This is a genomic window from Pseudoalteromonas shioyasakiensis, assembly GCA_013391845.1.
Taxonomy (GTDB): Bacteria; Pseudomonadota; Gammaproteobacteria; order Enterobacterales; family Alteromonadaceae; genus Pseudoalteromonas; species Pseudoalteromonas apostichopi.
On sequence record CP058414.1, the window covers coordinates 1,961,577 to 1,984,379 of the forward strand.

Annotated in this window: 24 protein-coding genes; 12 read left to right on the forward strand and 12 right to left on the reverse strand. The window is 39.9% G+C overall.

Features of this window, described 5'->3' with window-relative positions:
* The first annotated feature begins 58 nt into the window (after positions 1-58).
* The 8 genes from HYD28_08940 to ccoG all read left to right on the forward strand — a co-directional run bounded on the left by HYD28_08940 (position 59) and on the right by ccoG (position 10,074).
* Positions 59-1,186 carry a carboxypeptidase family protein gene (locus tag HYD28_08940; protein QLE09065.1) on the forward strand — a complete coding sequence of 376 codons (1,128 nt, stop codon included), beginning with the start codon at positions 59-61 and terminating at the stop codon, positions 1,184-1,186.
* Positions 1,187-1,473: 287 nt separating this feature from the next.
* Positions 1,474-2,976, forward strand: a complete 1,503-nt coding sequence (locus HYD28_08945; GenBank protein QLE09066.1) for an alanine:cation symporter family protein — start codon at positions 1,474-1,476, stop codon at positions 2,974-2,976.
* A gap of 151 nt (positions 2,977-3,127) precedes the next feature.
* On the forward strand, positions 3,128-3,454 hold the full coding sequence (locus HYD28_08950) for a hypothetical protein (protein QLE10522.1): 327 nt from the start codon (positions 3,128-3,130) through the stop codon (positions 3,452-3,454).
* Between the two features lies 1 nt (position 3,455).
* Positions 3,456-3,737: a DUF1315 family protein gene (locus HYD28_08955; protein ID QLE09067.1), complete on the forward strand. Its 282-nt coding sequence runs from the start codon at positions 3,456-3,458 to the stop codon at positions 3,735-3,737.
* The gene (locus HYD28_08960) at positions 3,727-6,408 is read left to right on the forward strand and encodes a DUF349 domain-containing protein (protein ID QLE09068.1); all 2,682 of its coding nucleotides are present in this window, start codon (positions 3,727-3,729) and stop codon (positions 6,406-6,408) included. Before HYD28_08955 ends, HYD28_08960 begins: the two co-directional genes overlap by 11 nt.
* 54 nt (positions 6,409-6,462) lie before the next feature.
* Positions 6,463-7,020, forward strand: coding sequence for a DUF1439 domain-containing protein (locus HYD28_08965; GenBank protein QLE09069.1), 558 nt, complete (start codon positions 6,463-6,465; stop codon positions 7,018-7,020).
* Between the two features lie 113 nt (positions 7,021-7,133).
* Complete coding sequence (locus HYD28_08970; GenBank protein QLE09070.1) at positions 7,134-8,540, forward strand: sigma 54-interacting transcriptional regulator; 1,407 nt, start codon at positions 7,134-7,136, stop codon at positions 8,538-8,540.
* Positions 8,541-8,691: 151 nt separating this feature from the next.
* The gene (gene ccoG, locus HYD28_08975) at positions 8,692-10,074 is read left to right on the forward strand and encodes a cytochrome c oxidase accessory protein CcoG (GenBank protein QLE09071.1); all 1,383 of its coding nucleotides are present in this window, start codon (positions 8,692-8,694) and stop codon (positions 10,072-10,074) included.
* A 29-nt stretch (positions 10,075-10,103) separates the two neighbouring features.
* Here the strand turns inward: ccoG and HYD28_08980 are convergent, their stop codons facing one another.
* From HYD28_08980 to HYD28_08990, 3 genes are all read right to left on the reverse strand, one after another.
* A complete protein-coding gene (locus HYD28_08980) occupies positions 10,104-10,520 on the reverse strand; it encodes a hypothetical protein (protein ID QLE09072.1) in 417 nt (138 codons plus the stop codon).
* 183 nt (positions 10,521-10,703) lie between these two features.
* Positions 10,704-11,609, reverse strand: a complete 906-nt coding sequence (locus HYD28_08985; protein ID QLE09073.1) for a M14 family metallocarboxypeptidase — start codon at positions 11,607-11,609, stop codon at positions 10,704-10,706.
* A gap of 62 nt (positions 11,610-11,671) precedes the next feature.
* Positions 11,672-12,262, reverse strand: a complete 591-nt coding sequence (locus HYD28_08990; protein ID QLE09074.1) for a hypothetical protein — start codon at positions 12,260-12,262, stop codon at positions 11,672-11,674.
* Between the two features lie 152 nt (positions 12,263-12,414).
* On the opposite strand from HYD28_08990, the gene HYD28_08995 reads away from it, so the two are divergent.
* Positions 12,415-13,452, forward strand: a complete 1,038-nt coding sequence (locus HYD28_08995) for an AI-2E family transporter (protein QLE09075.1) — start codon at positions 12,415-12,417, stop codon at positions 13,450-13,452.
* Between the two features lie 59 nt (positions 13,453-13,511).
* Here the strand turns inward: HYD28_08995 and HYD28_09000 are convergent, their stop codons facing one another.
* From HYD28_09000 to HYD28_09020, 5 genes are all read right to left on the reverse strand, one after another.
* Complete coding sequence (locus HYD28_09000) at positions 13,512-13,928, reverse strand: hypothetical protein (protein ID QLE09076.1); 417 nt, start codon at positions 13,926-13,928, stop codon at positions 13,512-13,514.
* Positions 13,915-15,252, reverse strand: a complete 1,338-nt coding sequence (locus HYD28_09005; protein QLE09077.1) for a GHKL domain-containing protein — start codon at positions 15,250-15,252, stop codon at positions 13,915-13,917. The genes HYD28_09000 and HYD28_09005 overlap by 14 nt, the downstream gene beginning before the upstream one ends.
* Positions 15,246-15,920 carry a response regulator transcription factor gene (locus HYD28_09010; GenBank protein QLE09078.1) on the reverse strand — a complete coding sequence of 225 codons (675 nt, stop codon included), beginning with the start codon at positions 15,918-15,920 and terminating at the stop codon, positions 15,246-15,248. Before HYD28_09010 ends, HYD28_09005 begins: the two co-directional genes overlap by 7 nt.
* A gap of 2 nt (positions 15,921-15,922) precedes the next feature.
* On the reverse strand, positions 15,923-16,174 hold the full coding sequence (locus HYD28_09015) for a PepSY domain-containing protein (protein ID QLE09079.1): 252 nt from the start codon (positions 16,172-16,174) through the stop codon (positions 15,923-15,925).
* Positions 16,175-16,326: 152 nt separating this feature from the next.
* On the reverse strand, positions 16,327-16,626 hold the full coding sequence (locus HYD28_09020; GenBank protein ID QLE09080.1) for a YciI family protein: 300 nt from the start codon (positions 16,624-16,626) through the stop codon (positions 16,327-16,329).
* Positions 16,627-16,802: 176 nt separating this feature from the next.
* On the opposite strand from HYD28_09020, the gene HYD28_09025 reads away from it, so the two are divergent.
* On the forward strand, positions 16,803-18,227 hold the full coding sequence (locus HYD28_09025) for a sodium-dependent transporter (GenBank protein QLE09081.1): 1,425 nt from the start codon (positions 16,803-16,805) through the stop codon (positions 18,225-18,227).
* 71 nt (positions 18,228-18,298) lie between these two features.
* Here the strand turns inward: HYD28_09025 and HYD28_09030 are convergent, their stop codons facing one another.
* Positions 18,299-18,937, reverse strand: a complete 639-nt coding sequence (locus HYD28_09030) for a CPBP family intramembrane metalloprotease (protein QLE09082.1) — start codon at positions 18,935-18,937, stop codon at positions 18,299-18,301.
* Positions 18,938-18,994: 57 nt separating this feature from the next.
* Positions 18,995-19,582, reverse strand: coding sequence for a septation protein IspZ (locus HYD28_09035; protein QLE09083.1), 588 nt, complete (start codon positions 19,580-19,582; stop codon positions 18,995-18,997).
* Positions 19,583-19,774: 192 nt separating this feature from the next.
* On the opposite strand from HYD28_09035, the gene HYD28_09040 reads away from it, so the two are divergent.
* Together HYD28_09040 and HYD28_09045 are read left to right on the forward strand one after the other, a co-directional pair.
* The gene (locus HYD28_09040; GenBank protein ID QLE09084.1) at positions 19,775-20,044 is read left to right on the forward strand and encodes an HU family DNA-binding protein; all 270 of its coding nucleotides are present in this window, start codon (positions 19,775-19,777) and stop codon (positions 20,042-20,044) included.
* A 136-nt stretch (positions 20,045-20,180) separates the two neighbouring features.
* Complete coding sequence (locus HYD28_09045) at positions 20,181-20,753, forward strand: type 1 glutamine amidotransferase (GenBank protein QLE09085.1); 573 nt, start codon at positions 20,181-20,183, stop codon at positions 20,751-20,753.
* A gap of 54 nt (positions 20,754-20,807) precedes the next feature.
* Here the strand turns inward: HYD28_09045 and trpA are convergent, their stop codons facing one another.
* Both trpA and trpB read right to left on the reverse strand, forming a co-directional pair.
* The gene (trpA, locus tag HYD28_09050; GenBank protein QLE09086.1) at positions 20,808-21,620 is read right to left on the reverse strand and encodes a tryptophan synthase subunit alpha; all 813 of its coding nucleotides are present in this window, start codon (positions 21,618-21,620) and stop codon (positions 20,808-20,810) included.
* Positions 21,617-22,801, reverse strand: a complete 1,185-nt coding sequence (gene trpB / locus HYD28_09055; GenBank protein QLE09087.1) for a tryptophan synthase subunit beta — start codon at positions 22,799-22,801, stop codon at positions 21,617-21,619. The genes trpA and trpB overlap by 4 nt, the downstream gene beginning before the upstream one ends.
* Positions 22,802-22,803: the final 2 nt, after the last annotated feature.

The following is a 22,803-nucleotide window of genomic DNA, read 5'->3' on the forward strand; positions in this document are numbered from 1 at the left end:
TAATTCTTAACTAATAAGCGAGTAGCTAAGAATTATATTTAACCAATAGGTTTATAAAATGAAAATCACCAGCAATTTTGATAGTGGTAATATCAAGGTTATTGAAGCCGTTGATCCACTGAACATTCAATTAGAAATTAATAAAGACAATCAGTCTGATTTTTTCCAGTGGTTTCACTTTCGTCTTGAAACAACTGCGTTTCAAAACCATAAATTACATATTAATAATCTAGAAAATTCAGCCTATCCTGATGGCTGGGAGGGTTATCACACGGTTGCATCATACGACCGTCAAACGTGGTTCCGTGTTCCGTCTGAGTACGCAAACGGCACACTATCATTTGAAGTTGAGCCTGAGTGTAGCAGTATGTATTTTGCTTACTTTGCACCTTACAGCTATGACCGTCACTTAGATTTACTTGCATGGGCACAAAGCCAGCATGCGTGTGAATTAGAAACATTAGGTGAAACACTTGATGGTCGTGACATGAGTGTATTACGTGTGGGTATTCCTAGCAGTGAGAAGAAGAAAATCTGGATCACGGCGCGTCAACACCCAGGCGAAACAATGGCAGAGTGGTATGTTGAAGGATTGCTTCATAAATTACTTGATGATGAAGACCCACATGCAGCTGCGTTACTATCTAAAGCAGTATTCTACATCGTGCCAAATATGAACCCAGATGGCAGTGTGCGTGGTCACCTACGTACTAACGCTAAAGGTGTCAATTTGAACCGTGAATGGCAAACACCGAGCATGGAAAATAGCCCTGAAGTATTCTTAGTGCTTAACAAAATGCGTGAAACGGGTCTTGATATGCACTTAGATATTCATGGTGACGAAGCAATTCCTTATAACTTTGTTGCGGGTAGTGAAGGTATCCCAGGCTACGATGATCGCTTAAAAGAGTTAGAAGATAGCTTTAAAGCTGCGCTTTTAACTGTGACGCCTGAGTTCCAAGACGAACATGGTTATCCAAAAGATGAGCCGGGCCAGGCTAACTTAACTGTCGGTTCTTCTGCTGTCGCGTATGAATTTAATGCATTAGCTTACACGGTAGAGATGCCATTTAAAGATAACGATGATTTACCAGATCCAGATTACGGCTGGTCAGATCGTCGCTCGTATCAATTTGGTCAAGATACGTTAGCGGCTATCGTTAACGTGGTTGATAAATTAAGATAACGAACCTTACGGGCATCAGCAAAACTGATGCCCGTAATTGTATCTGTAGACTGAAAAATGACGGTGTAGAGCAAGATGCATCGAATGTTAACTAGGTGGGTACATTTGTCATATTGAAAATTAACTGTTAACAAACTTGGTTGGTTTAAGTTAATATTCAATATGTTCAACTGAGAAGTACCAAAATCTCATTTTTTTATTTCTCACAGTCATAGTGTCGCGCATTCTCACAAGCTCACGCTGAGTATCGTAACTAACAATAAAAAATATAATCATAGAGGATATCCATGGAAGCTTTAGTAAGCGCCGTTAATGACATAATTTGGAGTAGTGCACTCATTTATTTATGTCTAGGTGCAGGTCTGTTTTATTCCGTTTTAACCCGATTCGCACAAGTTAGACATTTCAAAGAAATGTGTAAATTATTGCTAAGCTCAAATAATTCAGATACGGGTATTTCTTCATTTCAAGCGCTAGCTGTATCGTTATCTGGCCGTGTAGGTGTAGGTAATATTGCTGGGGTTGCTGCAGCAATTGGCTTTGGTGGTCCAGGTGCGATTTTCTGGATGTGGATTGTTGCGTTTTTAGGCGCAAGTACTGCGTATGCAGAGTCAACACTTGGTCAGATTTATAAATCAGAAGAAGACGGCCAATATCGTGGTGGTCCTGCATATTACTTCGACCGTTGCTTACAACAAAAGTGGCTAGCCGTATTATTCGCGGTATCAGCGATTATCGCCTGTGGTGTATTCCTTCCAGGCGTTCAAGCTAATGCGGTAGGTAATGCATTCACTCAAGTTTTCGGTGAAGGTACACTGGTTAGCACCAGTTTTGGTGAAGTAGGTAGCTTCAAGTTAGTAGCCCTTGCAATCATCTTAATTGTGCTGGCATTTATTATCTTTGGCGGTATTAAACGTATCGCAAACTTCACCCAAATTGTAGTGCCGTTTATGGCGTTAGGTTACATCGTTTTAGCTTTAATAGTGGTGTTCTTAAACCTAGGTAAAGTACCGGGTATTTTCTCAATGATTTTATCTGATGCCTTCACAGCTCAAGCTGGCTTTGGCGCAGCAATTGGTTGGGGTGTTAAACGTGGTATTTACTCAAATGAGGCAGGTCAAGGTACCGGCCCACATGCAGCATCAGCTGCTGAAGTAGATCACCCAGCACAACAAGGCTTAGTACAAGCATTCTCTGTTTATGTTGATACTATCTTTGTATGTACAGCAACAGCGCTAATGATTCTAATCACTAAACAATACAACATTGTTGGTGAGTTACCTGCAGGTCAATTCATTGTTCAAAACGTTGATGCTGCAACTGAAGTAGGCTCTGCTGCTTTCACGCAAATGGCATTATTTAGTGTATTCGGTGGCTTTGGCGAAGCATTTGTTGGTATTGCTTTATTCTTCTTCGCATTTACCACAATTCTTGCTTATTACTATATTGCTGAAACCAATGTTGCTTATTTAAACCGTTATTTCAAAGGCAATATTCCGTTAGTTATCGTAAAGCTAGTTATTATGTTTATGGTGGCTTATGGGATGGTGAATAGCTCAGGCTATATCTGGAATATTGGTGATATAGGTGTTGGTTTAATGGCGTGGATCAATATTGTTGGTATCTTGGCTATTTTCTTTGTCGCTAAACCTGCTCTTAGTTGTTTACGTGATTATGAAGACCAAAAGAAAGCCGGTGGTGAAATCACTTTTGACCCAGTTAAATTAGGCATTAAAAATGCTGCTTTCTGGGAAAAGCGTCTAGCTGAAAAGGCGAAACAGAAACAATAAATCAGGATTTTGAGTTTTTGTGATGGATTTAATTGTGCAGGTTTTCGAATCTTCACAAATGAATGAAATTCAAATAAGACATCGACTCATAAAACAAGTACAATAAAGGGCGCCTTAAGGCGCCTTTTTTATGCGTAGTATGGAGAAAGATATGGCGATTATTAGTTGCCCGCAGTGTGCAAAACCAATATCTGACAAACATAAACAATGCCCGCATTGTGAATGCCAAGTCACCGATCTAAGCAATGAGCAATTGCAGCAAATGCAAAAAGAAACGCGTATTCGTAGACAACAAAAGTTTATGAATCAGTCTTTCCTCGCACTGATTTTATTTTTAGGGGGCTTTTTCTGTTATTACTTTATGCACCCCGAAGCAAAGTCTCTTGAGTGGTATGCTTATACATCGGCAATGGCAGTCGGTTTTGTATGGTATCTCGTAAGTCGCATCTATTTAGTTGTTTTAAAAAAGAAAAAGTAACATGAATATTGATCATATCGTTAAAAATATCACCCCAGAAGTATTTGAACGTCTTCAGTATGGTGCCTCAACCGGTAAGTGGCCTGATGGCACGCCTTTGTCTGAAGAGCAAAAACAACAAACCGTTCAACTCGTGATGCTTTATCAAGCTAAAGTTTCGCAAAGCAATGAGCAGTTTACCATTGGCGCAAATGGTGAAATGGTGCAAAAGAGCAAAGCTCAATTGCAAAAAGAATTCGCATCAGAAAATGAAATAGCTAGGTTTAGTGAAAATGATCTTTAAACACCTGTTTACTCCAAAATGGAAGCACCCTAAAAACCAAGTTCGTTTAGCTGCGGTTGAACGTCTTGATACAGAGCGTGACCTTAGTATTTTAAATAGCATTGCTCTTGAAGACAGTTCTGCTGAGATCCGTAAAAAAGCCCTGAACAAAGTCAATGATATTGTTCTATGGTGGCAAGCATACAAACAAGATCAAGCACTTAAAGACGTTGCAGAGCAACATATAAACCAAGCGGTGTTAAACACTGATAGCAAACTAGATGCAAACATCAAAAATGAGTTTATTGAGCGTTATGCACCAGTAAAAACGCTTGAAAAACTGGCGTTTGCAGAAAAAGAAATTCAAGTTCGGGTTAAATTATTAAAACGCTTAGCAAATCCAAGTTTAATTGATAAAGCCTTTAAAGAAGGCCGCGAAGAACTGCAATTGCAACTTGTTGAGCTTGTCATTAGTCACCAACTTGCTAAATCATTACTTAAACATGCAAAAGGTGAAGCGTATTCACAGCTAGCCGCTTACCTTGAAAATGAACGCCTAGCAACCGAAATGCCTGCAAAAGTTGAAGCAGATACACGTGTAGTATTAGCAAAGCTGAATGCACTTCGTGATAAAAATGATTTTCAGTTGGTATCAATGCAACAAGCTGAGTTATTACAGCAGTGGCAAGCTATTGAATTAAAATGGTTAAGCGATGAGCAAGTAAGCACACTTGATAAAAAGTATTCAGCGATTACGCAAAAGCTTGAGTCTCATATTGCACAACTAAGCAAAGAGCATGAAGCGGCGCAGCAAGCTTTAGCTGAGCAACAGCGTCAGGTCTTAGCATTAGCAAGCCTTGAAGCAATTGGTGAAGAAATTGAAAATGCATTGCAACTGGGTTTAGAAACGCCAGAACAAATTCAGCAAGACTGGCTTGAAGCTAAAGTTGCACAAGCAAAAGATGCGTTAACAGAGGCGAATCTACCTAATAACCAAAATGTTCGTGATGTAAAACAGCACTTAACAAATTTATTCAACCAAGTTGAAGAGTTACCGCAATTAGTTACTGCTATCGCTGAGTTTAAAGATGCATTTGATAAATTAAACACGGTTGCGACAACAGAAGAAGAAAGCGAGTTTGACGGCCTGAAACAGCAGTTTGAACAACAGCAAAAACTTGCACGTAAAAAGCTGGCAAGTATTCCTAATCGCTTACAAGGTCGCTTTAAAGCAAATTTAGCTGAAGCAGTAAATAGCTGGCAGCAAGCGATGGCACCGCTTACTAATAAGTTTGAGAAGAACCAACAAACAGCAAAGCGTAAAGCACGTGATGTAAAACGCTTAATTGACCAAGGGCGCTTCAATGTAGCATTTGGTGTGTTTAAAGGTTTTGAAGAGTTATACGCTACGCTTACAGAGTATTACAAGCAGCCATTAAATAGCCTAAAAGCTGATTTAGAAGCGCAATTAGCAGAAGCAAAAGATTGGCAAAAATATGCTTCAGCACCAAAGCGTGAAGCATTACTTGCTGAAGTAAATGAATTAGCCGCAACAGAATGTACAGACCCTAAACAACGCGCTGAGCAAGTTAAACAGCTGCGTCGTCGTTGGAATGAATTAGGCCGTTTAGACACTGATGCAGAGAAACAACAAGGTGAGTTATTCGATCAGCAAATAGAGTTGCTGTTTGCACCATGTCGTGAGTATTTTGCTGAGCAAGAGCAACAGCGAGAACAAGCTAAGGCACAGCGTCTTGATACAATCAAGCAAATGCAAGAGCTAACAGATCTTGATACGTCTTCTGACGAGTTCGATTGGAAGCAGTTTGAGAGTAAGTTCAATCGTACCGCTAAAGCTTGGCGCTCAGCAGGAAATGTTGATCCTAAAACGTATCGTGAACTACAAGCGCAATTCAAAGCTGCGCAATCACTAGTGCAAGCACAGCTAGCTGCCTTCCATAAAGCAAATGCTGAGCAAAAAGCAGCGCTGGTAGAGCAGGCAACACAGTTATCTCAAAGCGATGATTTAGCGTCTGCGTGCCAAGAACTCAAGGTATTGCAACAAACTTGGCAAACTATTGGCTTTGCAGGAATGAAAGCAGAAAATACCTTATGGCAGCAATTTAGACGTGTTAATGACGACACCTTTGCAAAGCGCAGCGCCGAGTTTGAACAGCAAAAGCAAGTACAGCAGCAAAATGATGAAGTTGCAGCAGCGCAGTTGAGTGAGCTTGAGTCAGCACTTGAAACAGTGGTGCATCTTGCACAGCTTAAAGATTTGACAGTGAAGCTGGCTGAACTTGAGTACTCAAAAGCATTATCAGCACGAGTGAGTCAGTTAGAGACAGCGATTAGTGCAAAAACAGCGCACATTAGCAAGCAAGCAGAGCAGTCTAAGTTAACGGCTTTATTTGCTGCTCTTGAGAGCGGCAGCGAACTTCCTTCGCAATTCCAAGCCGCATTAACGACAAACTTAAATGCTGCGCAGCTCTTAACTCGTATCGAAATTTTGGCAGGTGTTGAGTCAGCTGATAGTCAGTTACGTATGACAGAGCAAGTTGCGATGTTAGATGATAAACACCGTGGTGAACATGCAGATGTTTATTATTACTTAAAGCAATTACTTGCAGTCAGTAAGGGTTCAGTTTCAGCTGACACACTAGCAAGGCTTAAAACAATATTTGCAATTTAACGAATAAAACCGCTTTTTGAAGCGGTTTTTTTCCGTGTGTTTTTGAGGAAAACAATGAGAATTTTATTACTACTTACCTGTTTATTTTTAGGGGCATGTAAAAGTACAGATCAAGGAATGTCGGTGTACTCGTTTACTAATTCAGAAATTGAAGCAGCCCTTGCTAATCAATTACCAAAACTAAGTGAACAGATTAAGCTGATGGGCTTACCTGTTGATTTTGCTGTAAACGATCTGAGTGTCAATGTCGGCCCAGATAAGCGTGATGTGGTGGTTTTAGGGGCTGATTCTAGTGCTGTCATCAAAGCTTTCGCGCTTAAGTATCCAGTCCGCTTAAAGCTTCAAATCGAAGGTAGTCCATTTTATGACAGCGAGAAAAAAGCGGTCTTTTTACGAAATGTAAAACTGGTTGATACAACTTTAGATACAGCGGGTTTTAAGGGCAGCTTAAACTTATTAGATGATCAAGCAATGCAAGTGATTAACGGCTTTTTAGCGGTTAACCCTGTTTATAAATTAAATATGAACGACCCTAAAGTTGCATTACTGAGCAAATTGCCATTAGATATGAAAGTATCTCAGGGCGAAATTATCCTAGTACCTAGACTATAAAAAAATATTAAAAATTTTTAAAGCGGCCTTGAGCCGCTTTTTTGTAATTACTTGTTAAGCAAGTTCAACCTTGCCATAATTGCTCGTGATATTTCGCGAAACAAGTAATTGCTATGATCAAGGAATTTTTAAACGACCCTACGTTACTGTTAAATGCAGTTGGTGAAGGGATCTATGGCTTCGATTTATCGGGTAATGCGGTTTTTGTAAACCCTGCCGCTGAGCGCATGACAGGCTGGAAAGCAGACGAGCTCCTTGGTAAAAAAATACACCAATATCATCACCATACTCGTAAAGATGGGTCACCATATCCCGCAGATGAATGCCAAATATATTGCACTATGTTCGATGGTAAACATCGTCATGTAAACGATGAAGTCTTCTGGCGTAAAGATGGTAGCTATTTTGCCGTCGAGTATACTTCAACCCCAGTTTATAAAAATGGCGCCTTGATTGGTGCGGTCGCGATTTTTCGCGATGTATCAAAACAGCAGCAAACAGAAGTGGCATTGCGCGACGCTCTAGCGCAAGTTCAGCACTTGTCTGAGCAACTACAAGCTGAGAATGCTTACCTTATTTCAGAGTTAAACGAAGATTGGCAAGATTCCGGTTTGGTTGGTCAAAGTCATTCATTCCAAAGTATGCTCGAGCAAATTACCTTGGTAAGCCAGACTAATAGTACAGTTTTGATTTTAGGTGAAAACGGCACGGGTAAAGAGCTGGTGGCACGAAACCTTCATCGCTTGAGTAGCCGTGCTGAGCAACCTTTTATAAAGGTCAATTGTGCTGCGTTTTCAGCTAATTTAATTGAGTCTGAACTATTTGGTCATGAAAAAGGGGCATTTACTGGTGCAAATGAACGTAGAAAAGGGCGTTTTGAATTAGCTGACAAGGGGACTTTATTTTTAGATGAAGTGGCAGAGCTGCCATTAGAAGCGCAAAGTAAATTACTGCGCGTGCTACAAGAACAAGAGTTTGAGAGAGTTGGTGGCAGTCAAACTTTAAAAGTTGATATTCGCGTGTTAGCTGCAACAAATCGAAACCTGTGGCAAATGGTTGAGCAGGGTAGCTTTCGAATGGACTTGTATTATCGTTTAAATGTGTTTCCTATTCGTGTGCCAGCTCTACGTGAACGCAAAGAAGATATTCCACTTTTAGCAGCAAACATAATAACTCAGCTTAATAAGCGCTTAGGTAAGCAGTTAAAGGGGCTTAGCAAAGCAACGCTCACTAAGCTGGGTAACTATGATTGGCCTGGCAATATTCGTGAATTACAAAATATCCTTGAGCGTGAAGCTATTTTATCTAAGCAGTCTGTACTACAACTCTCTGCTCCGTTGAATAATGAACAACCGGATGAGCAGGTTGTCTCGCTTGATGCTGTACAAAAACAGCATATTCTCCAGGTGCTAAAGCGTTGTAACGGACAAGTATCAGGTGATAATGGCGCTGCAACTTTACTGGGTCTTCCAGAAAGTACCCTCAGGTCAAAAATGAAAAAGTTGGCTATAACACGCTAATTCGTGAAATATCGCGAGTATTCGTGATATTTCGCGATTTTAATATTCTTAAATTTAAATTTTCCCTTTTATATCAATGGTTTGATTTTATTTTTTGTTGGCCTGATAGTTGCTGTGTCAGGTTATTACCGACACAATAGTAAGTAGCAAAATGAAATTTGATATAAAAGAGCAAGACTTAATCATCAAGCCCTACAACCAAGATGGGCCAATTTATATTCGAGAGCAAAAAGGGCATTTCCAACGTATCCGCCGTTACTTAGGCTGGGTGCTGATGCTGACTTTTATAGCTATTCCGTGGATCCCATATGATGGTCGGCAAGCTGTATTACTTGATGTAGCAAGTCAAAAATTTACCCTGTTTGGATTAACGTTGTTACCGCAAGATTTTATGATCTTAGCCATGTTATTTATGACTGGTGCGTTTGCTTTGTTTTTCGTCACTAACTGGCTAGGTCGTGTTTGGTGTGGTTACACTTGCCCGCAAACAATCTGGATGCTTATGTTCACTTGGGTTGAACACAAAGTTGAAGGTAACCGAAACCAGCGTATTAAACTTGATAAAACAGCTTGGTCAGCAAGTAAATGGCAAAAGAAAATCACTAAACATGCCGCTTGGCTTGTGATCTCTTTACTCACATCAATGTCATTCATGGCTTATTTCATCCCGGCTAAGTCTTTATACATGAGCTTATTTACCCTAGAAATGTCTGGCATTGTAAGCTTTTGGGTATTCTTATTCGCATTTTGTACGTATGGGAATGCGGGATTCTTGCGTGAAAAAATGTGTACTGTTGCTTGCCCATATTCGCGTTTTCAATCAGTAATGTTTGATAAAGACACCTTGGTGGTCACGTACGATCAAGAGCGAGGAGAATCTCGCGGTGCTCGTAAGCGTAAAGCCGATCCAAAAGAGTTAGGCTTAGGTGACTGCGTAGACTGTAATTTGTGTGTAGAAGTATGTCCAGCTGGTATAGATATTCGTAATGGCTTGCAATATGAATGCATAAACTGTGGTTTATGTATTGATGCCTGTGATAGCACAATGGAAAAGTTCAACTATCAAAAAGGGCTGATCAAGTACGCCTCGGAAAAACAAATGGAAGGTAAAACGACCAACCCATTTAGACTAAAACTTCTTGGTTATGGTGGTTTGACGGCGCTATTTGTCGTTGGGATGGTTGTGTGGATGGCAATGCGCACACCAATCGAGGCCTCTGTAATTCGTGACCGTAATGCACTGTACCGAGTTAATTTTGAAGGCTTGGTAGAGAATCCATATACCTTATCAATCATCAATAAAACGCAGCATAGTTTGAGTTATTCAATTGGTATAAGTGGTATCGAAGAAGCAAGCTTACAATTGCCTGAAACTATCAAAGTTGAAGCAGGTCAGATGAAGCGAGTACCTGTTACTGTGGTTGCCGATGGCTATGACTTAAAGTCAAAAGTAACGCCTATCAGTTTTCACATTCAAGCATTAGAAGATGCCAATATCGCAATTACTAAAGAGACTAAGTTTTACCGAGATTAATCCAACCCCAAAATGAAAATGGCTTGTTTTTAACAAGCCATTTCTGCAAATTCGAGTTTCTTTAGCACATGGGCTTTAGCGCTATCTAAATCATCAAATAAACAGTCCATTATCTGAATTGGTGATTGTGCTTGTGCAATGATGCGTTTCATTTGATTGAGTACAATTGATGAGCTAAACATGTATGCGGTAGCGACACAGTTAGTGCTTTGTAGAGCACGTAACAATTGGATAAACCCGCGTTCGGCCTCAGGAGTAGTAGCAAGTAATTGGGTAGAATGACTAATATAAGCCCACGGCTTTCCAGCTAGATCAGAAATATGCTTTTTTATATCTACTGCAAAGTCATTGACTAAACGTGCGTTAATATTACCAGAAAATTGTCCAATTATAATTGGACCATCAGTGATGATACTGACACTGCCATAGTGATTCTTAAATTCCAATTTGCTTCCCTTTTGAATTAAAAGAGCGCGAATTTTATACAATTCTATGTATGTGTCTAGTTATTTAATATACATTTATTAAATAACATAAATAATTCAATTGAGTTTTTTATTTGTGTGTTTTATTCATTTAAGTGGTTTGGAGTAAATTATTTATTTACTCCAAATTTAAAATATAACTAACTATTTATTAACAATATAGTTCAATGCACCGGTAACCGAGGCTACTTGTGCATCAATACAGACTTCATCATTTGCCTGTGGGCTATCAGGGTAAACTTCTGTTGTTGTCACAAATTCAGCATCAGTGAGACCCATACATAAGCCGAGTTTTTTCGCTTGGTAATGAATAACACCCAATTGGGTTTGCGGTACACCAATCAACTGGTTATTCTCATCGCTAGGTGCGATATGAGTTACTTTTTCAACAGACTTAATAATCGCTGCCTGAAACGCGTCATGTGGACGTTCACTATCAGCAACGAGATAAAAGCCATCTGGGATGTTCCAGTTATCGTGAGTGGTTGCATCACGTGCTGCAAGAGCAGGACGAAACTCACTATTATCAGTATCAGTTGTTTCATGTAGGTCGATATGCACGTAAGGTGCAATGGTATTGTCAGCTAAATACTGCATGATTGCTGCAGACTCTTCAGCTGGGCTGTCAGCGTAGAATGAGCGGTTTGGATCTGTCGCATTAGGGTTCCAGCGATTAATTGTTTCATAACCCCACGGGCTGATACACGGTGCTACTAAAATATTAAAATCGGCAAAGTAGTCTTTAGCTTTGTTCTTAGCAAACGCTAATGCGCCATGCACACCACTTGTTTCATAGCCATGAACGCCACCGGTAACCAATACTGTCGGTTTATCAGCTTGCCATTGCTTGCTCTTTAAAATGTAAAGAGGGTACTTGTCGCTGTCGTAACTTAATGCACCATACTGTTCAATATTGAAATCGATTGATAAAGACTCTAATTGCGATACAACATCATCTATATAGCTACGTTTTACTGTCTGTGATTTAAACCATGCTTTTTTATCTGCTTCGTTCCACGGTTTACCTGGGGTTCCTATAGGGTAACTCATAAAATACCTTATTCGACTTGCTACAAAACGCCAAGCTTATCTAAGCCGTTAAGTCACTGCAACTAGATAAGTTCAGTGGTAAAGGTACCTTGCTCATACAGCTTTGCGTGATGGTGCTTATGGGCCTCAAATAAGTATCTACGAAGTTCCTCTTCACCTTTGCAAACCTTTACGATCTTACCTGCAATCCCTTTACTAGTGGTTCGAATTGGCTTCACACTAAGAATAATGTGATCTCTGCTAGGTAAATCAAATGCGAGTAATATGTCTTTGTTTAGCTCTGGAGCTTGACGCTTAGGCTTGAGTAACACGCCAGTACTTGATAAAGATAATATTTGAAATTGCTCGGTATGTATTTCGAGATCAGGAGTTCGCCAGCTGCGTTCGATCCCTTTGGTATCTATCACTTCTGGTGCACTGAGTAAGGGTATCAGCTGGCCATTTTCGTCATTGATAAACTCAAGTGGAAACCAAAGCTGATAAATACCCACCTCGGCAAGTAAAGTTAGTTTGGAATTTGCTAGTAAGCCGTTTAATTTATTTGGCAAGTTGAGCCTAACAGACATTTTTGTATCGGTTGGATCGCCATCAAGGTTTTCAGCCTCGAATAAACGGTTGAAAAAAGTAAGTTCTTGTTCGGATAAATGTGCCATATAAAGCTCCTTCTTTAGCACGCTTACTTATATGTATCATAAATTGTTCAAATTATGCACGTATAATCAGCATTAATTATGCCAGAAGCTTTGTGATTTATTTTGCGGCGTATTTCACTTACACTGATAAAAAAGTTAACAAGGATTTTATTTTGTCGAGCCTGACTGGTGTAAATAAAAGTTTAGTAATATTTGCTGCTTTAGTCGTTGTTTTAGCGGGTATTAAAGCTGCAAGTGTGATTGTTATTCCATTTGTGTTGGCGGCCTTTATCGCTATTATTTGTAATCCCTTAATCCGTTTCTTTGCCAAATACGGTATCCCTAAAGGTATTGCTGTGGTTTTTGTGATGCTGATGATTGTCGGTATAGGGATAAGCCTTGCCGGTCTGGTTGGGCAATCTATGACCGATTTTTCAGAAAATTTACCTGAGTACAAGGCACAACTCAAAGAAGAGTTTGTCTGGGTGGTTAACGTTGCTGCAAGCTATAACATTTTGATTGATAAAGAGCAGATTATTTCTTTATTTGATCCAGGTAAAATGATTGATGTTGCAACTAATATGCTCACCGGGTTAGGTGGGGTGATGGCGAACCTGTTTTTAATCATATTAACTGTCGTGTTTATGCTATTTGAAGGGCCAATGCTCAGCAAAAAAGTGCATTTAGCACTCGATGACCCTGAAATGAAAATGCAGCAAGTTGACCGTTTCTTAGATTCAATTAATTCTTATCTAGCCATAAAAACAATGGTTAGTCTAGGCACAGGTGTTCTTGCAGGATTCATGCTGTGGGCACTTAATGTTGATTATTTTGTGCTCTGGGCTGTGGTGGCGTTTATGCTTAACTATATTCCTAATATTGGTTCTATTATTGCTGCAGTACCAGCTGTGTTACTTGCTTTAATCACGCAAGGCCCATTGGTAGCAGGGTTTATCGCTGGTGGATATTTAGTTATTAACACAGTGATGGGTAATATTGTAGAACCGCGCTTTATGGGGAAAGGGCTGGGCTTATCGACGCTAGTGGTGTTTTTATCGTTGATTTTCTGGGGCTGGTTGATGGGAACAGTTGGTATGCTATTGTCAGTTCCATTAACTATGATAGTTAAAATTGCTTTAGAAACCAGCCAAGAAGGGCGATGGCTTGCTACTTTGCTAGGTAATGGTGAAGAGCTAAAACTTGAGGATTAAAAAGGCGCTTAAGCGCCTTTTTATTTTTCAAAATGATTAACGATTATAGCGACTTGGTATCACTTTAGAGGTTGTTGTAAAACCTTTACATGGTTTTTGAGAATTTCAATCTCACATTGTTTGTAGGCAATAGCGGCACTAGTGCCATTTGGCATTTTTTGTAAGTAGCGCCAACGACAACTGTCTTCTAAATAACGCTCTTGGTTTTTTATACTGCGATTAAAAATTGGTAGCAATTGGCTATTACCGGTATCTTCTTTTATTTTTTCAAGATCCATAGTGAGCTTATTAACCCACATTTTTTGGTCACGTTGCAGGTCTGCAATAACTTGATCAAGGCATTGAATATACCGCTTGGTGTCATCAGTATGGTTGCTCGCGAGCTCACAAGCTTGCTCTGCTTGAGCCTGTGATGCAGTCGTAATTAAACCTAAAAAGATGCTCTTAACGAATATGGATGTTTTATTTTTTATCATGGTAATTAAACTCTAATATAAACTCAGCGCCGGCTAGCTTCTCTGCATCTTTAATGGTTAATGTGCCATTATACGAGTTTACTAAATCAGATACGATAGCCATGCCAACACCATGGCCACTTTCGTAAGTATCGAGTCTGGTACCGCGAGTCAGTAATGATTCGCGTTTGTGCTCAGGAACACCTGGGCCATCATCACTTATGCTGAGTGTTAACTTTTTGTTCTGTTTAACCTTTATATCGACCTGTGAACGGCAAGCTTTACAGGCATTATCGATTAAATTACCGAGTAGTTCCATTAAATCGGTTTTATCACCTAAGAAATAGTCTTTTTCACTAACCTCAGAGGTAAAAATAATATCTTTATCGCGATAAACCTTGCTCATCGCGCTTAAAATTGAATCAATAACAGGTTTAATATGGGTTTGCTTTTTCCAAGTATCAGAAGCACCCGTTGCAGCTCGTTTTAATTGATGTTCGATCATCACATTAATACGATCTAACTGCTCTTGTGCATCGGCATCATTGGCTAAAGGGCTTGATTTAAGGACTGCCAAGGGGGTTTTTAATGCATGAGCAAGATCGCTTAACGAAGCCCTATAGCGCTCTTTTTGGCGCTGTTGCGATTCAAGTAATAAGTTTAAGTCGGCTTTTATGGTTTGCAGCTCTACTGGGTAGAGACCTTTTATTTGCTGATTATCGCCCGATTCAATGGCTTTAATTTCTTTATCAAGACGTTGCAATGGCCTTGCACTCCAAACAAAACCAATCGCCATAAGCGCTGCAATGGCCACACCCATTACATACATCCAATTTACTAACGTTTGTTTAAAGCCATCCATCAGCCTGAGAAGTGCATCATTACGTTTTAATAAGATAAAACGCGCATGCTCCGATTGGTCAATGTTTTCTAAAATAACGGTAAGGGTTAATTGCCAGTACACGGTCTTGTTGTATTCAACACGGCGAAAATCCGCAGAGCCTGCTGGGGCTTCAAAGTTATCTGGAATAAAATTGATGTTGGTGGCTGATTCAGAATACCAAACAGGAAGATCACCACGATAAATCATTGCATAGGTATCTGAATTTAAACGATTTAGCTCTGGAGTTAAGATGGTGCTCGGCATTACAATGCCGCGTTCAGTGAAGTCAACTTCAGAAATAAGAGAATATAAATGAGCTTCGAGGGTTTTTTCGGTCGCTTCGACCAAAGAAGCGTAGTAAGCCTTACCAATTGAGAAAAACAGAATTGGCAAGGCTACTAATAAAACAAAGACAAGGATAAATCCTTGCCTTACTTTAAGCGGTATTTGCGATGCTACCACTGACTTTTAAGCCTATAACCACGGCCACGTAATGTTTCAACTGGGTTAAGGGTACCGTCAGGGTCAAGCTTCTTACGTAAACGCAATACGAAAACTTCTATTACGTTTGAATCAAGGTCGAAGTCTTGATCATAAATGTGCTCTGTCAATTCAGATTTAGAAATTACCTTTTGTGGGTTAACCATTAGATATTCTAAAACTTTGTATTCGTATGCAGTTAAGCTAAGTTCTTTATCATTAACCCAAACTTGTTGTGAGCGAGTGTGTATTTTGATAGGACCTGCTGTCATTTCTGGGTTTGCTTTACCTGCGCTGCGGCGGATAAGTGCATTACAGCGTGCAATCAGCTCTTCAACATGGAAAGGTTTAGTTAGGTAGTCATCAGCACCTGCATCTAAGCCTTCTACTTTATCCTGCCAACGGTCACGTGCAGTTAAAATCAAAATAGGGATAGTAATCCCCTGAGCACGGGCTTTGGTAATTAATTCGATACCATCTACTTTTGGTAAGCCTAGATCTACTACCGCCATATCAAGCGGGTACTCGGTAATATGGAATAAACCAGCTTCACCATCGTGACAAAGGTCAACGCTATAACGCTCTTTTTCAAGTGCATTACGGAGGTTATCTGCTAAGTGTAAATCATCTTCAATAACTAAAATTCGCATTCTTAATCCTTTTTCACTTCGCCAGTCTTTTTGTTCACATGGACATCAACCACATGGCCGTTCGTTTTTAAAATTCTTACGGTAAATACTTTATCTTGCTCTGTGATTTTTAGGGTTCGGCCGTCCTCAGATTTTTTGGCAATTGTCACAGCCTGTTTTTTAGTCACTTCAGAGACTTGTTTCTTACTGGCATCAGCATGAAAGCTTGATAATGCAAATAAAAGACTAAAACTGAAGGCTAATAATATGCGCATGACGGGGAACTCCTAAACCAGACCCATTTAGTTTAATTAACCAATTAACTAAAATTCAAGTAATTACGTTCAATTCTGTAATTTCAATAGGCAAATCTTAGTTAATAAGCCGTGAACAAACACTGAATTAATGATTCAGTTAAGTTCAGACGTTAACCAAATACTTTTTTAAATGGTTTTACAACTGAGTTATCGTAAACACCTGCAGCAATATAAGGATCATTTGCTGCCCATTCACGAGCTGCTTCTAATGACTCAAACTCAGCAACGACTAACGAACCTGTAAAACCAGCTTCAGCGGGATCTTCACTATCAATGGCAGGAAGCGGACCTGCTGTGAATAAACGGTTTTGTTCATCTAATTCTTGTAGACGTGCTAGGTGAGCAGGACGCGCAGATTTGCGTGCTTCTAAACTATTTTCAACATCAGTTGAATAAATCATATACAGCATGGTGTGTTCTCAATGTTATTTTTAAAAAATAGTAGCATATTCTTAGCAATAGACGAGAGAATATTCGCGTAATAATCTTTACACAAACCCATATAACTTTAACTTATAAAGCTTGAAATACGCGGTGTAACACTGGTAGAGTCGCTGGGTTGAGAAAATAATAATAAGGTTTTTAAATGAGCGAAAAACGCGAGCATTTTAGCTCCCGCCTCGGTTTTATTTTAGCGGCAGCCGGTTCTGCTGTAGGTATCGGAAACTTAGTGGGTTTTCCTGTTTCAGCTACAAAAAACGGCGGTGGTGCTTTCCTATTAGTTTATGCATTGTTTGTCATTTTCATCTGTTTACCAGTGATGATGGCTGAAATGGCAATGGGTCGTAAAGCGCAAAAAGATCCTCTTGGTTCTTACAAATTATTAGCGGGCAACGATCCTAAATGGAACTTTGCAGGCTTTTTAGCAGTATTAACGCCATTTATGATTGCTGTTTTTTATATGGTTATCACTGTATGGATTTTTGGTTATTTATCGCAAACTGCATTTGGTAATTTAGATGCTTTGGCTCAGCCAGATAACTTTGGCACTTTTATTAACAGCTACACCGTGTTTGGCTATATGGCAGTGGTTGCTATCATCGTTAACTTGATTTTGGTTGGCGGCGTAAAAGAAGGTATTGAAAAAGCAGCTAAGTTTATGATGCCAGCTTTATTCGTTCTACTAACAGCGTTGGTTATTTATGTATTAACACTTGATAACGCGATGGCTGGTGTGAAGTACTATATAGTGCCTGACTTTTCAAAAATGGATGCAAGTGTATTAAATGGTGCATTAGCACAAGCGTTTTTCTCATTGTCGTTAGGTATGGGTATTTTAATGACCTATGCATCTTATATTTCAAAGAAAGACGACATTGTTGGTAGTGCTAAAATGGTTGCTGTAACCGATTCTCTTGTTGCATTTATTGCGGGTCTTATGGTTCTTCCTGCTATATTTAGCTTTAACCCAAACACTGACCCAAGCACTTTATCTGACTCATCGGTATCGATGATTTTTGTTTATTTACCAAAAATTCTATTAGCGTTACAAGCTGATATTGGTTATGTAGGTGCATCAATTGTTGCGTTTGTATTCTTTTTACTCGTCTTTTTTGCTGCAATTACGTCGCTTGTATCAATTGTAGAAGTTCCAACAGCAACATTAAGTGACCGCAAAGGTATTAGCCGTAAAAAAGCGTTGCTTATCTTAACTTTATCTACAGGTGTATTAACTGTGCTTTGTACGATGTCGTTTGGTATGGTTGAATCACTCACTAAGTTTGTTAGTTATGGCGGCGCAGATAAGAGTTTATTTGATATTGTTTATGATGTGTTTTATGACACAATTTTACCGCTTAACGGTTTAATGGTGTGTTTATTCGTTATGTACCGTTGGAAAAAAGCAAACTTATCAGCAGAGCTAAGCCAAGGCTGTGACGGCTATGTTGGTAGCTTCACAGAGAAGTATGTGAACTTCTCACTATCAACGTTTATCCCTGCCATTTTATTACTAATCTTTGTAAATACGGTGGCGACTAAATTCTTTGCATTTAGTATTTTCGGATTTTAAAAACCAGTTCAATACTTAGCCGCGCACTTTGCGCGGCTTTTTTATGCCTGCTATTTGTTGTGCTTTAATAATCAAAATGCTCCTGCATCAAGCACATCACCCAAGCCAAGGGTAAACATCCAAAGTCCCCACAAACTGTGTTCAATTACACACACGAAGGTAGAGCGGCTTTGCGAATAAGTATATGAGAACAACAGTCCACCTAAAAATGCTAGAAGTATGGCCAATACATTCGCATAGACAATATGCGCCAACGCAAACACCGATGCGCTGACAATAATACGCACCGTTTTACTTGGCATAATGCGTTTATAACGATGGAAAAAATAGGTTCTAAAAATAAGTTCTTGCGGCATCACCGATAAGATAGGGTAGAGCAGTAGCAACATTAACCAATCGTTGAATGAGTTTCGTGGTAGTGAAAACCAGTTTTCTTGATTCATGATGCCGTAAAACATCCCGGAGAATAGCGCTCCTAAAAAGAAAAAACTAAATAAACGACGTTTTACCGCACTAAATTGTCCGAGGCTTGTTAAGCGAAAACGCTTAAAGTGGGGATCAGACAGAAGCAGCATGCCACATACAATCATTAAGATAATAAGTGCGGGAATGAGCCAGTTAGCGAGGTAGGCACGCAAAAAGAAGCCTAAGAGCGGCAAAGAAACAAATATGAGGGTAAATTCAAACCAGCGGTATTGGTTAGCGTTCAATGTCGTCTCAGCGTTTTTTTGTTTACGCTAACAAGCTAAGACGACAGTTTTATGACACTAAGATTGCTTTGAATCTTTCTCTTCGTCATCTTCTGGTAAGTATTTGAATAGGGTGATGATTGTTGCTAACACGCAGACAAAGGTAATACCCATTAAGCCAAACACTTTAAAGTTAACCCAAAAGTCGAGTGAGAAGTTATACGCAATGTAGATATTAAGCGCAGAAATACCTGCAGTAATTGCAACCCAAAACAGGTTAAGCTTGTTCCATAATGCTTCTGGTACCTTTATTTCTTGTTTACTCTCAGAGGCATTTTCTAAAATCGAGCTAAGTGCTTTTTTCACTAGGTTTTTGCCAAGTACATAGCGGCTTACTAACAAAGTGACACTGAAAATTGCATATACAATGGTGGCTTTCCATTTGACAAACTGTTCATCGTGAAAAACTAAAGTAAGTGTACCTAACACCACCGCGATGGCAAAAAACAGCCAATGTCTGGTCGGCACTTTGCCATCCTTAAAATAACAATAAGCAACCTGAATTAAGGTGGTTAGCATCAGCAATGCTGTTGCCCAATAAATATCAACTAACTTGAAAACCGCAAAGAACAAAATCAGCGGGATGTATTCAATAATCGCATGCATAGATTTATAAATGCTCTAATTTAAAAAGATACTGGGTTGTATCAAGTTATTGCGCAAGATACAAGGTTGACTTAGTAGAGCTGAAAGCTTAGCCTCCCGAGCCAATCTGGCCTAAACCTGCGTTTAGGTTGTTTTACCTTATCTTTTTCCGCTTAACCTCAGATGATTAAGTGGCGTATTTTGGAGCATTTTATGAATAAAGCCGCGTTAGTATCACAAATGGCTGCCCACAGTGAATTAACAAAAAAAGACACACAAGCTGCCTTAACTAGTATGTTAAATGCTATCGAAAAATCACTGTCTGAAGGCGATCAAGTGCAAATTAATGGCTTTGGTACGTTTGCATTGAGTTATTACCCAGCACGTAAAGGTCGTAATCCACAAACAGGTGAAGAAATTGAAATTGAAGGCGCTAACAAGCCTGTTTTTAAACCTGCTAAAGCATTAAAAGACGCCCTATAAGCAGGATTTGCAAATTCGTTGTAGCATTTACACACTGAAACAGAATATTTTTAGATTAAGTTAATACTTTCAATGTGTTAAATTTGGCATGTTGTCTGCTGCTATTACTTTAGGTTTACCTAAATAAGGAGATAACATGTCAAATTTAAACAGCCAACTTAATGGTAAAAAGATTGCCATTCTAGCAACCAATGGTTTTGAGCAAAGTGAGCTATTATCACCACGCAGCGCATTGTTAGAAGCAGGTGCACTTGTAGAAGTCGTGTCTCTTGAACGTGGAGATATTACTGGCTGGGATGAAAACCAATGGGGTGAAAGAGTCACAGTGGATCGTGTGGTTAGCGAGGCTGACTCAAGTGAATATGATGCCCTATTGCTACCTGGTGGTTTATTCAATCCAGACACACTGCGTCAAGATAGCGAAGCAAAAGCCTTTGTTGATGGTTTCTTCAGTGCAGGTAAAAATAAACCCATTGCAGCGATTTGTCATGGACCATGGCTACTAGCTGAAGTTAACAAATTACGCGACCGCAAGGTGACGTCATACCCAAGCATTAAAACCGACTTAATCAATGCTGGCGCAAATTGGGTTGATCAAGAGGTGTGTGTTGATGAAGGTATAGTCACAAGCCGAAGCCCAGCTGACTTAGAGGCTTTTAATCGAAAATTCATTGAAGAAATTAAAGAGGGTGTGCATCGCCATCATTAATAGTTAGATACAAAAAAGGGCCTATAAGGCCCTTTTTTAAGTAAACTAAACAACTTATTTTGTAGCTGCTTTCATACTGGCTACAAACTCTTTCAACCCACTTAGCATCGCTGCCTGGTCATCAAGGTTTGCTTCTATGATTTTAACTACTGCAGAACCTGAAATCGCCCCAGCGGCCCCTGATTCGAGTGCTGATTTAACATCTTCCGGTGTTGATACTCCAAAGCCTAATAAAGCTGGTGCAGCATGATAATCTTTTAGCTTTTTAACTAACGAGTCTGCTGGCATTTGTGCTTTAGTTTCTGTTCCCGTAACGCCCGCGCGTGATAACAGATAAGTGTAACCACGGCCATATGAAGCACACTCGCGTAAGGTGTCGTCATCAGCATTAGGCGTTGCAATAAAAATTGGGTCTATGCCATTTTTCATTGCTGTTTGGCGAAATAGCTTTGATTCATGTAGCGGTACGTCAGCCACTAAAATTGAATCGACACCTGCTTCTTTAGCATCTTGATAAAACTTTTCGATGCCACGCTTAAACACCAGATTTGAATACAATAATAGGCCAATTGGAATATCTGCATTGTATTCACGCACTTGTTTGATGATATCAAAGCAATCTTGGGTATTAATGTTTTCATCAAGCGCACGAATGTTGGCCGCTTGGATAACAGGGCCATCTGCAATCGGATCAGAAAATGGAATACCTAACTCAAGGGCATCAGCGCCGCCATCAATTAAGCTTTTGATGATTTCTACACTCAGTGCTTTATTAGGGTCGCCAATAGTCACAAACGGCACAAACGCACCTTGGTTTGTTTCATTTAATGTGGCGAACAATTGTCCGTAACGGTTAGTCTGGCTCATAGTGCGCCTCCTTCAGATAAAACACTGTGTACGTGAGCCAAATCTTTATCGCCTCGGCCGCTTAGGTTAACCACTAAAATAGTGTCTTCGGTTTGTTGCTCGGCATATTTAAGGGCATATGCTAGGGCGTGGCTTGACTCAAGGGCTGGAATAATCCCTTCGTTTTTAGCTAATAATTGGAATGCCTCTAGAGCTTCAGTATCGCTAATACCAACGTATTGTGCACGGCCTGTTTCATGTAAATGAGCATGCTGTGGACCAACGGCTGGGTAATCAAGACCTGCTGAAACAGAGTAAGACTCTTCAATTTGACCATCATCATCTTGCATAATATAAGTATAAGTACCGTGTAAAATGCCCTTTGTGCCCTTACATAAGGTGGCACCATGTTGATGCGTATCTAAGCCTTTACCAGCAGGTTCTACACCAATCAGTTTTACGCTTGGCTCATCAATAAAGTCTGTGAACATACCAATTGCATTAGAGCCACCTCCAACACAAGCAAGCACGGCATCCGGTAATCGACCTTCTGCTTTTAACACTTGTTGTTTTGCTTCTTCTCCAATCATTTTTTGGAACTCACGTACCATGGTTGGGAATGGGTGAGGGCCTGCTGCAGTGCCCAGTAAATAGTGAGCATCTTTGTAATTAGCAGACCAATCGCGTAGTGCTTCGTTTACTGCGTCTTTTAAAGTACCAGAGCCTGCTGTGACAGGAATAACCTCTGCACCCATTAGTTTCATTCGAAATACGTTTGGTTGCTGACGTTCAACGTCTTTTGCGCCCATGTAAACACGGCACTTTAAGCCAAGTAGGGCACACGCGAGGGCAGTTGCAACACCGTGTTGGCCAGCACCTGTTTCTGCAATGACTTCTTTTTTCCCCATGCGCTTTGTAAGTAGTGCTTGACCAAGTACTTGGTTGGTTTTGTGCGCACCGCCGTGGAGTAAATCTTCACGCTTTAAATATAGTTTTACCTTTGGGTTTTTAACTAAATTACGTGTCAATGTTAGTGGCGTAGGGCGACCTGCGTATTCATTTAATAGTTTTTCAAATTCAGCCTGAAAAGCTGGATCTTTTTGTGATTTATTAAACTCTGCTTCTAGTTGCTTGAGTGCAGGCACAAGCAACTGTGGTACAAACATACCACCGAATTCACCAAAATAAGCTGGATTTTGCATTA

Excerpts from the sequence above, each read along its gene's own strand:
- HYD28_08940 (QLE09065.1), top strand. The coding sequence starts at position 59 with ATGAAAATCACCAGCAATTTTGATAGTGGTAATATCAAGGTTATTGAA.
- HYD28_08945 (QLE09066.1), top strand. The coding sequence starts at position 1,474 with ATGGAAGCTTTAGTAAGCGCCGTTAATGACATAATTTGGAGTAGTGCA.
- HYD28_08950 (QLE10522.1), top strand. The coding sequence starts at position 3,128 with ATGGCGATTATTAGTTGCCCGCAGTGTGCAAAACCAATATCTGACAAA.
- HYD28_08955 (QLE09067.1), top strand. The coding sequence starts at position 3,456 with ATGAATATTGATCATATCGTTAAAAATATCACCCCAGAAGTATTTGAA.
- HYD28_08960 (QLE09068.1), top strand. The coding sequence starts at position 3,727 with ATGATCTTTAAACACCTGTTTACTCCAAAATGGAAGCACCCTAAAAAC.
- HYD28_08965 (QLE09069.1), top strand. The coding sequence starts at position 6,463 with ATGAGAATTTTATTACTACTTACCTGTTTATTTTTAGGGGCATGTAAA.
- HYD28_08970 (QLE09070.1), top strand. The coding sequence starts at position 7,134 with ATGATCAAGGAATTTTTAAACGACCCTACGTTACTGTTAAATGCAGTT.
- ccoG (QLE09071.1), top strand. The coding sequence starts at position 8,692 with ATGAAATTTGATATAAAAGAGCAAGACTTAATCATCAAGCCCTACAAC.
- HYD28_08985 (QLE09073.1), bottom strand. The coding sequence starts at position 11,609 with ATGAGTTACCCTATAGGAACCCCAGGTAAACCGTGGAACGAAGCAGAT.
- HYD28_08990 (QLE09074.1), bottom strand. The coding sequence starts at position 12,262 with ATGGCACATTTATCCGAACAAGAACTTACTTTTTTCAACCGTTTATTC.
- HYD28_09000 (QLE09076.1), bottom strand. The coding sequence starts at position 13,928 with ATGATAAAAAATAAAACATCCATATTCGTTAAGAGCATCTTTTTAGGT.
- HYD28_09010 (QLE09078.1), bottom strand. The coding sequence starts at position 15,920 with ATGCGAATTTTAGTTATTGAAGATGATTTACACTTAGCAGATAACCTC.
- HYD28_09015 (QLE09079.1), bottom strand. The coding sequence starts at position 16,174 with ATGCGCATATTATTAGCCTTCAGTTTTAGTCTTTTATTTGCATTATCA.
- HYD28_09020 (QLE09080.1), bottom strand. The coding sequence starts at position 16,626 with ATGCTGTATATGATTTATTCAACTGATGTTGAAAATAGTTTAGAAGCA.
- HYD28_09025 (QLE09081.1), top strand. The coding sequence starts at position 16,803 with ATGAGCGAAAAACGCGAGCATTTTAGCTCCCGCCTCGGTTTTATTTTA.
- HYD28_09035 (QLE09083.1), bottom strand. The coding sequence starts at position 19,582 with ATGCATGCGATTATTGAATACATCCCGCTGATTTTGTTCTTTGCGGTT.
- HYD28_09040 (QLE09084.1), top strand. The coding sequence starts at position 19,775 with ATGAATAAAGCCGCGTTAGTATCACAAATGGCTGCCCACAGTGAATTA.
- HYD28_09045 (QLE09085.1), top strand. The coding sequence starts at position 20,181 with ATGTCAAATTTAAACAGCCAACTTAATGGTAAAAAGATTGCCATTCTA.
- trpA (QLE09086.1), bottom strand. The coding sequence starts at position 21,620 with ATGAGCCAGACTAACCGTTACGGACAATTGTTCGCCACATTAAATGAA.
- trpB (QLE09087.1), bottom strand. The coding sequence starts at position 22,801 with ATGCAAAATCCAGCTTATTTTGGTGAATTCGGTGGTATGTTTGTACCA.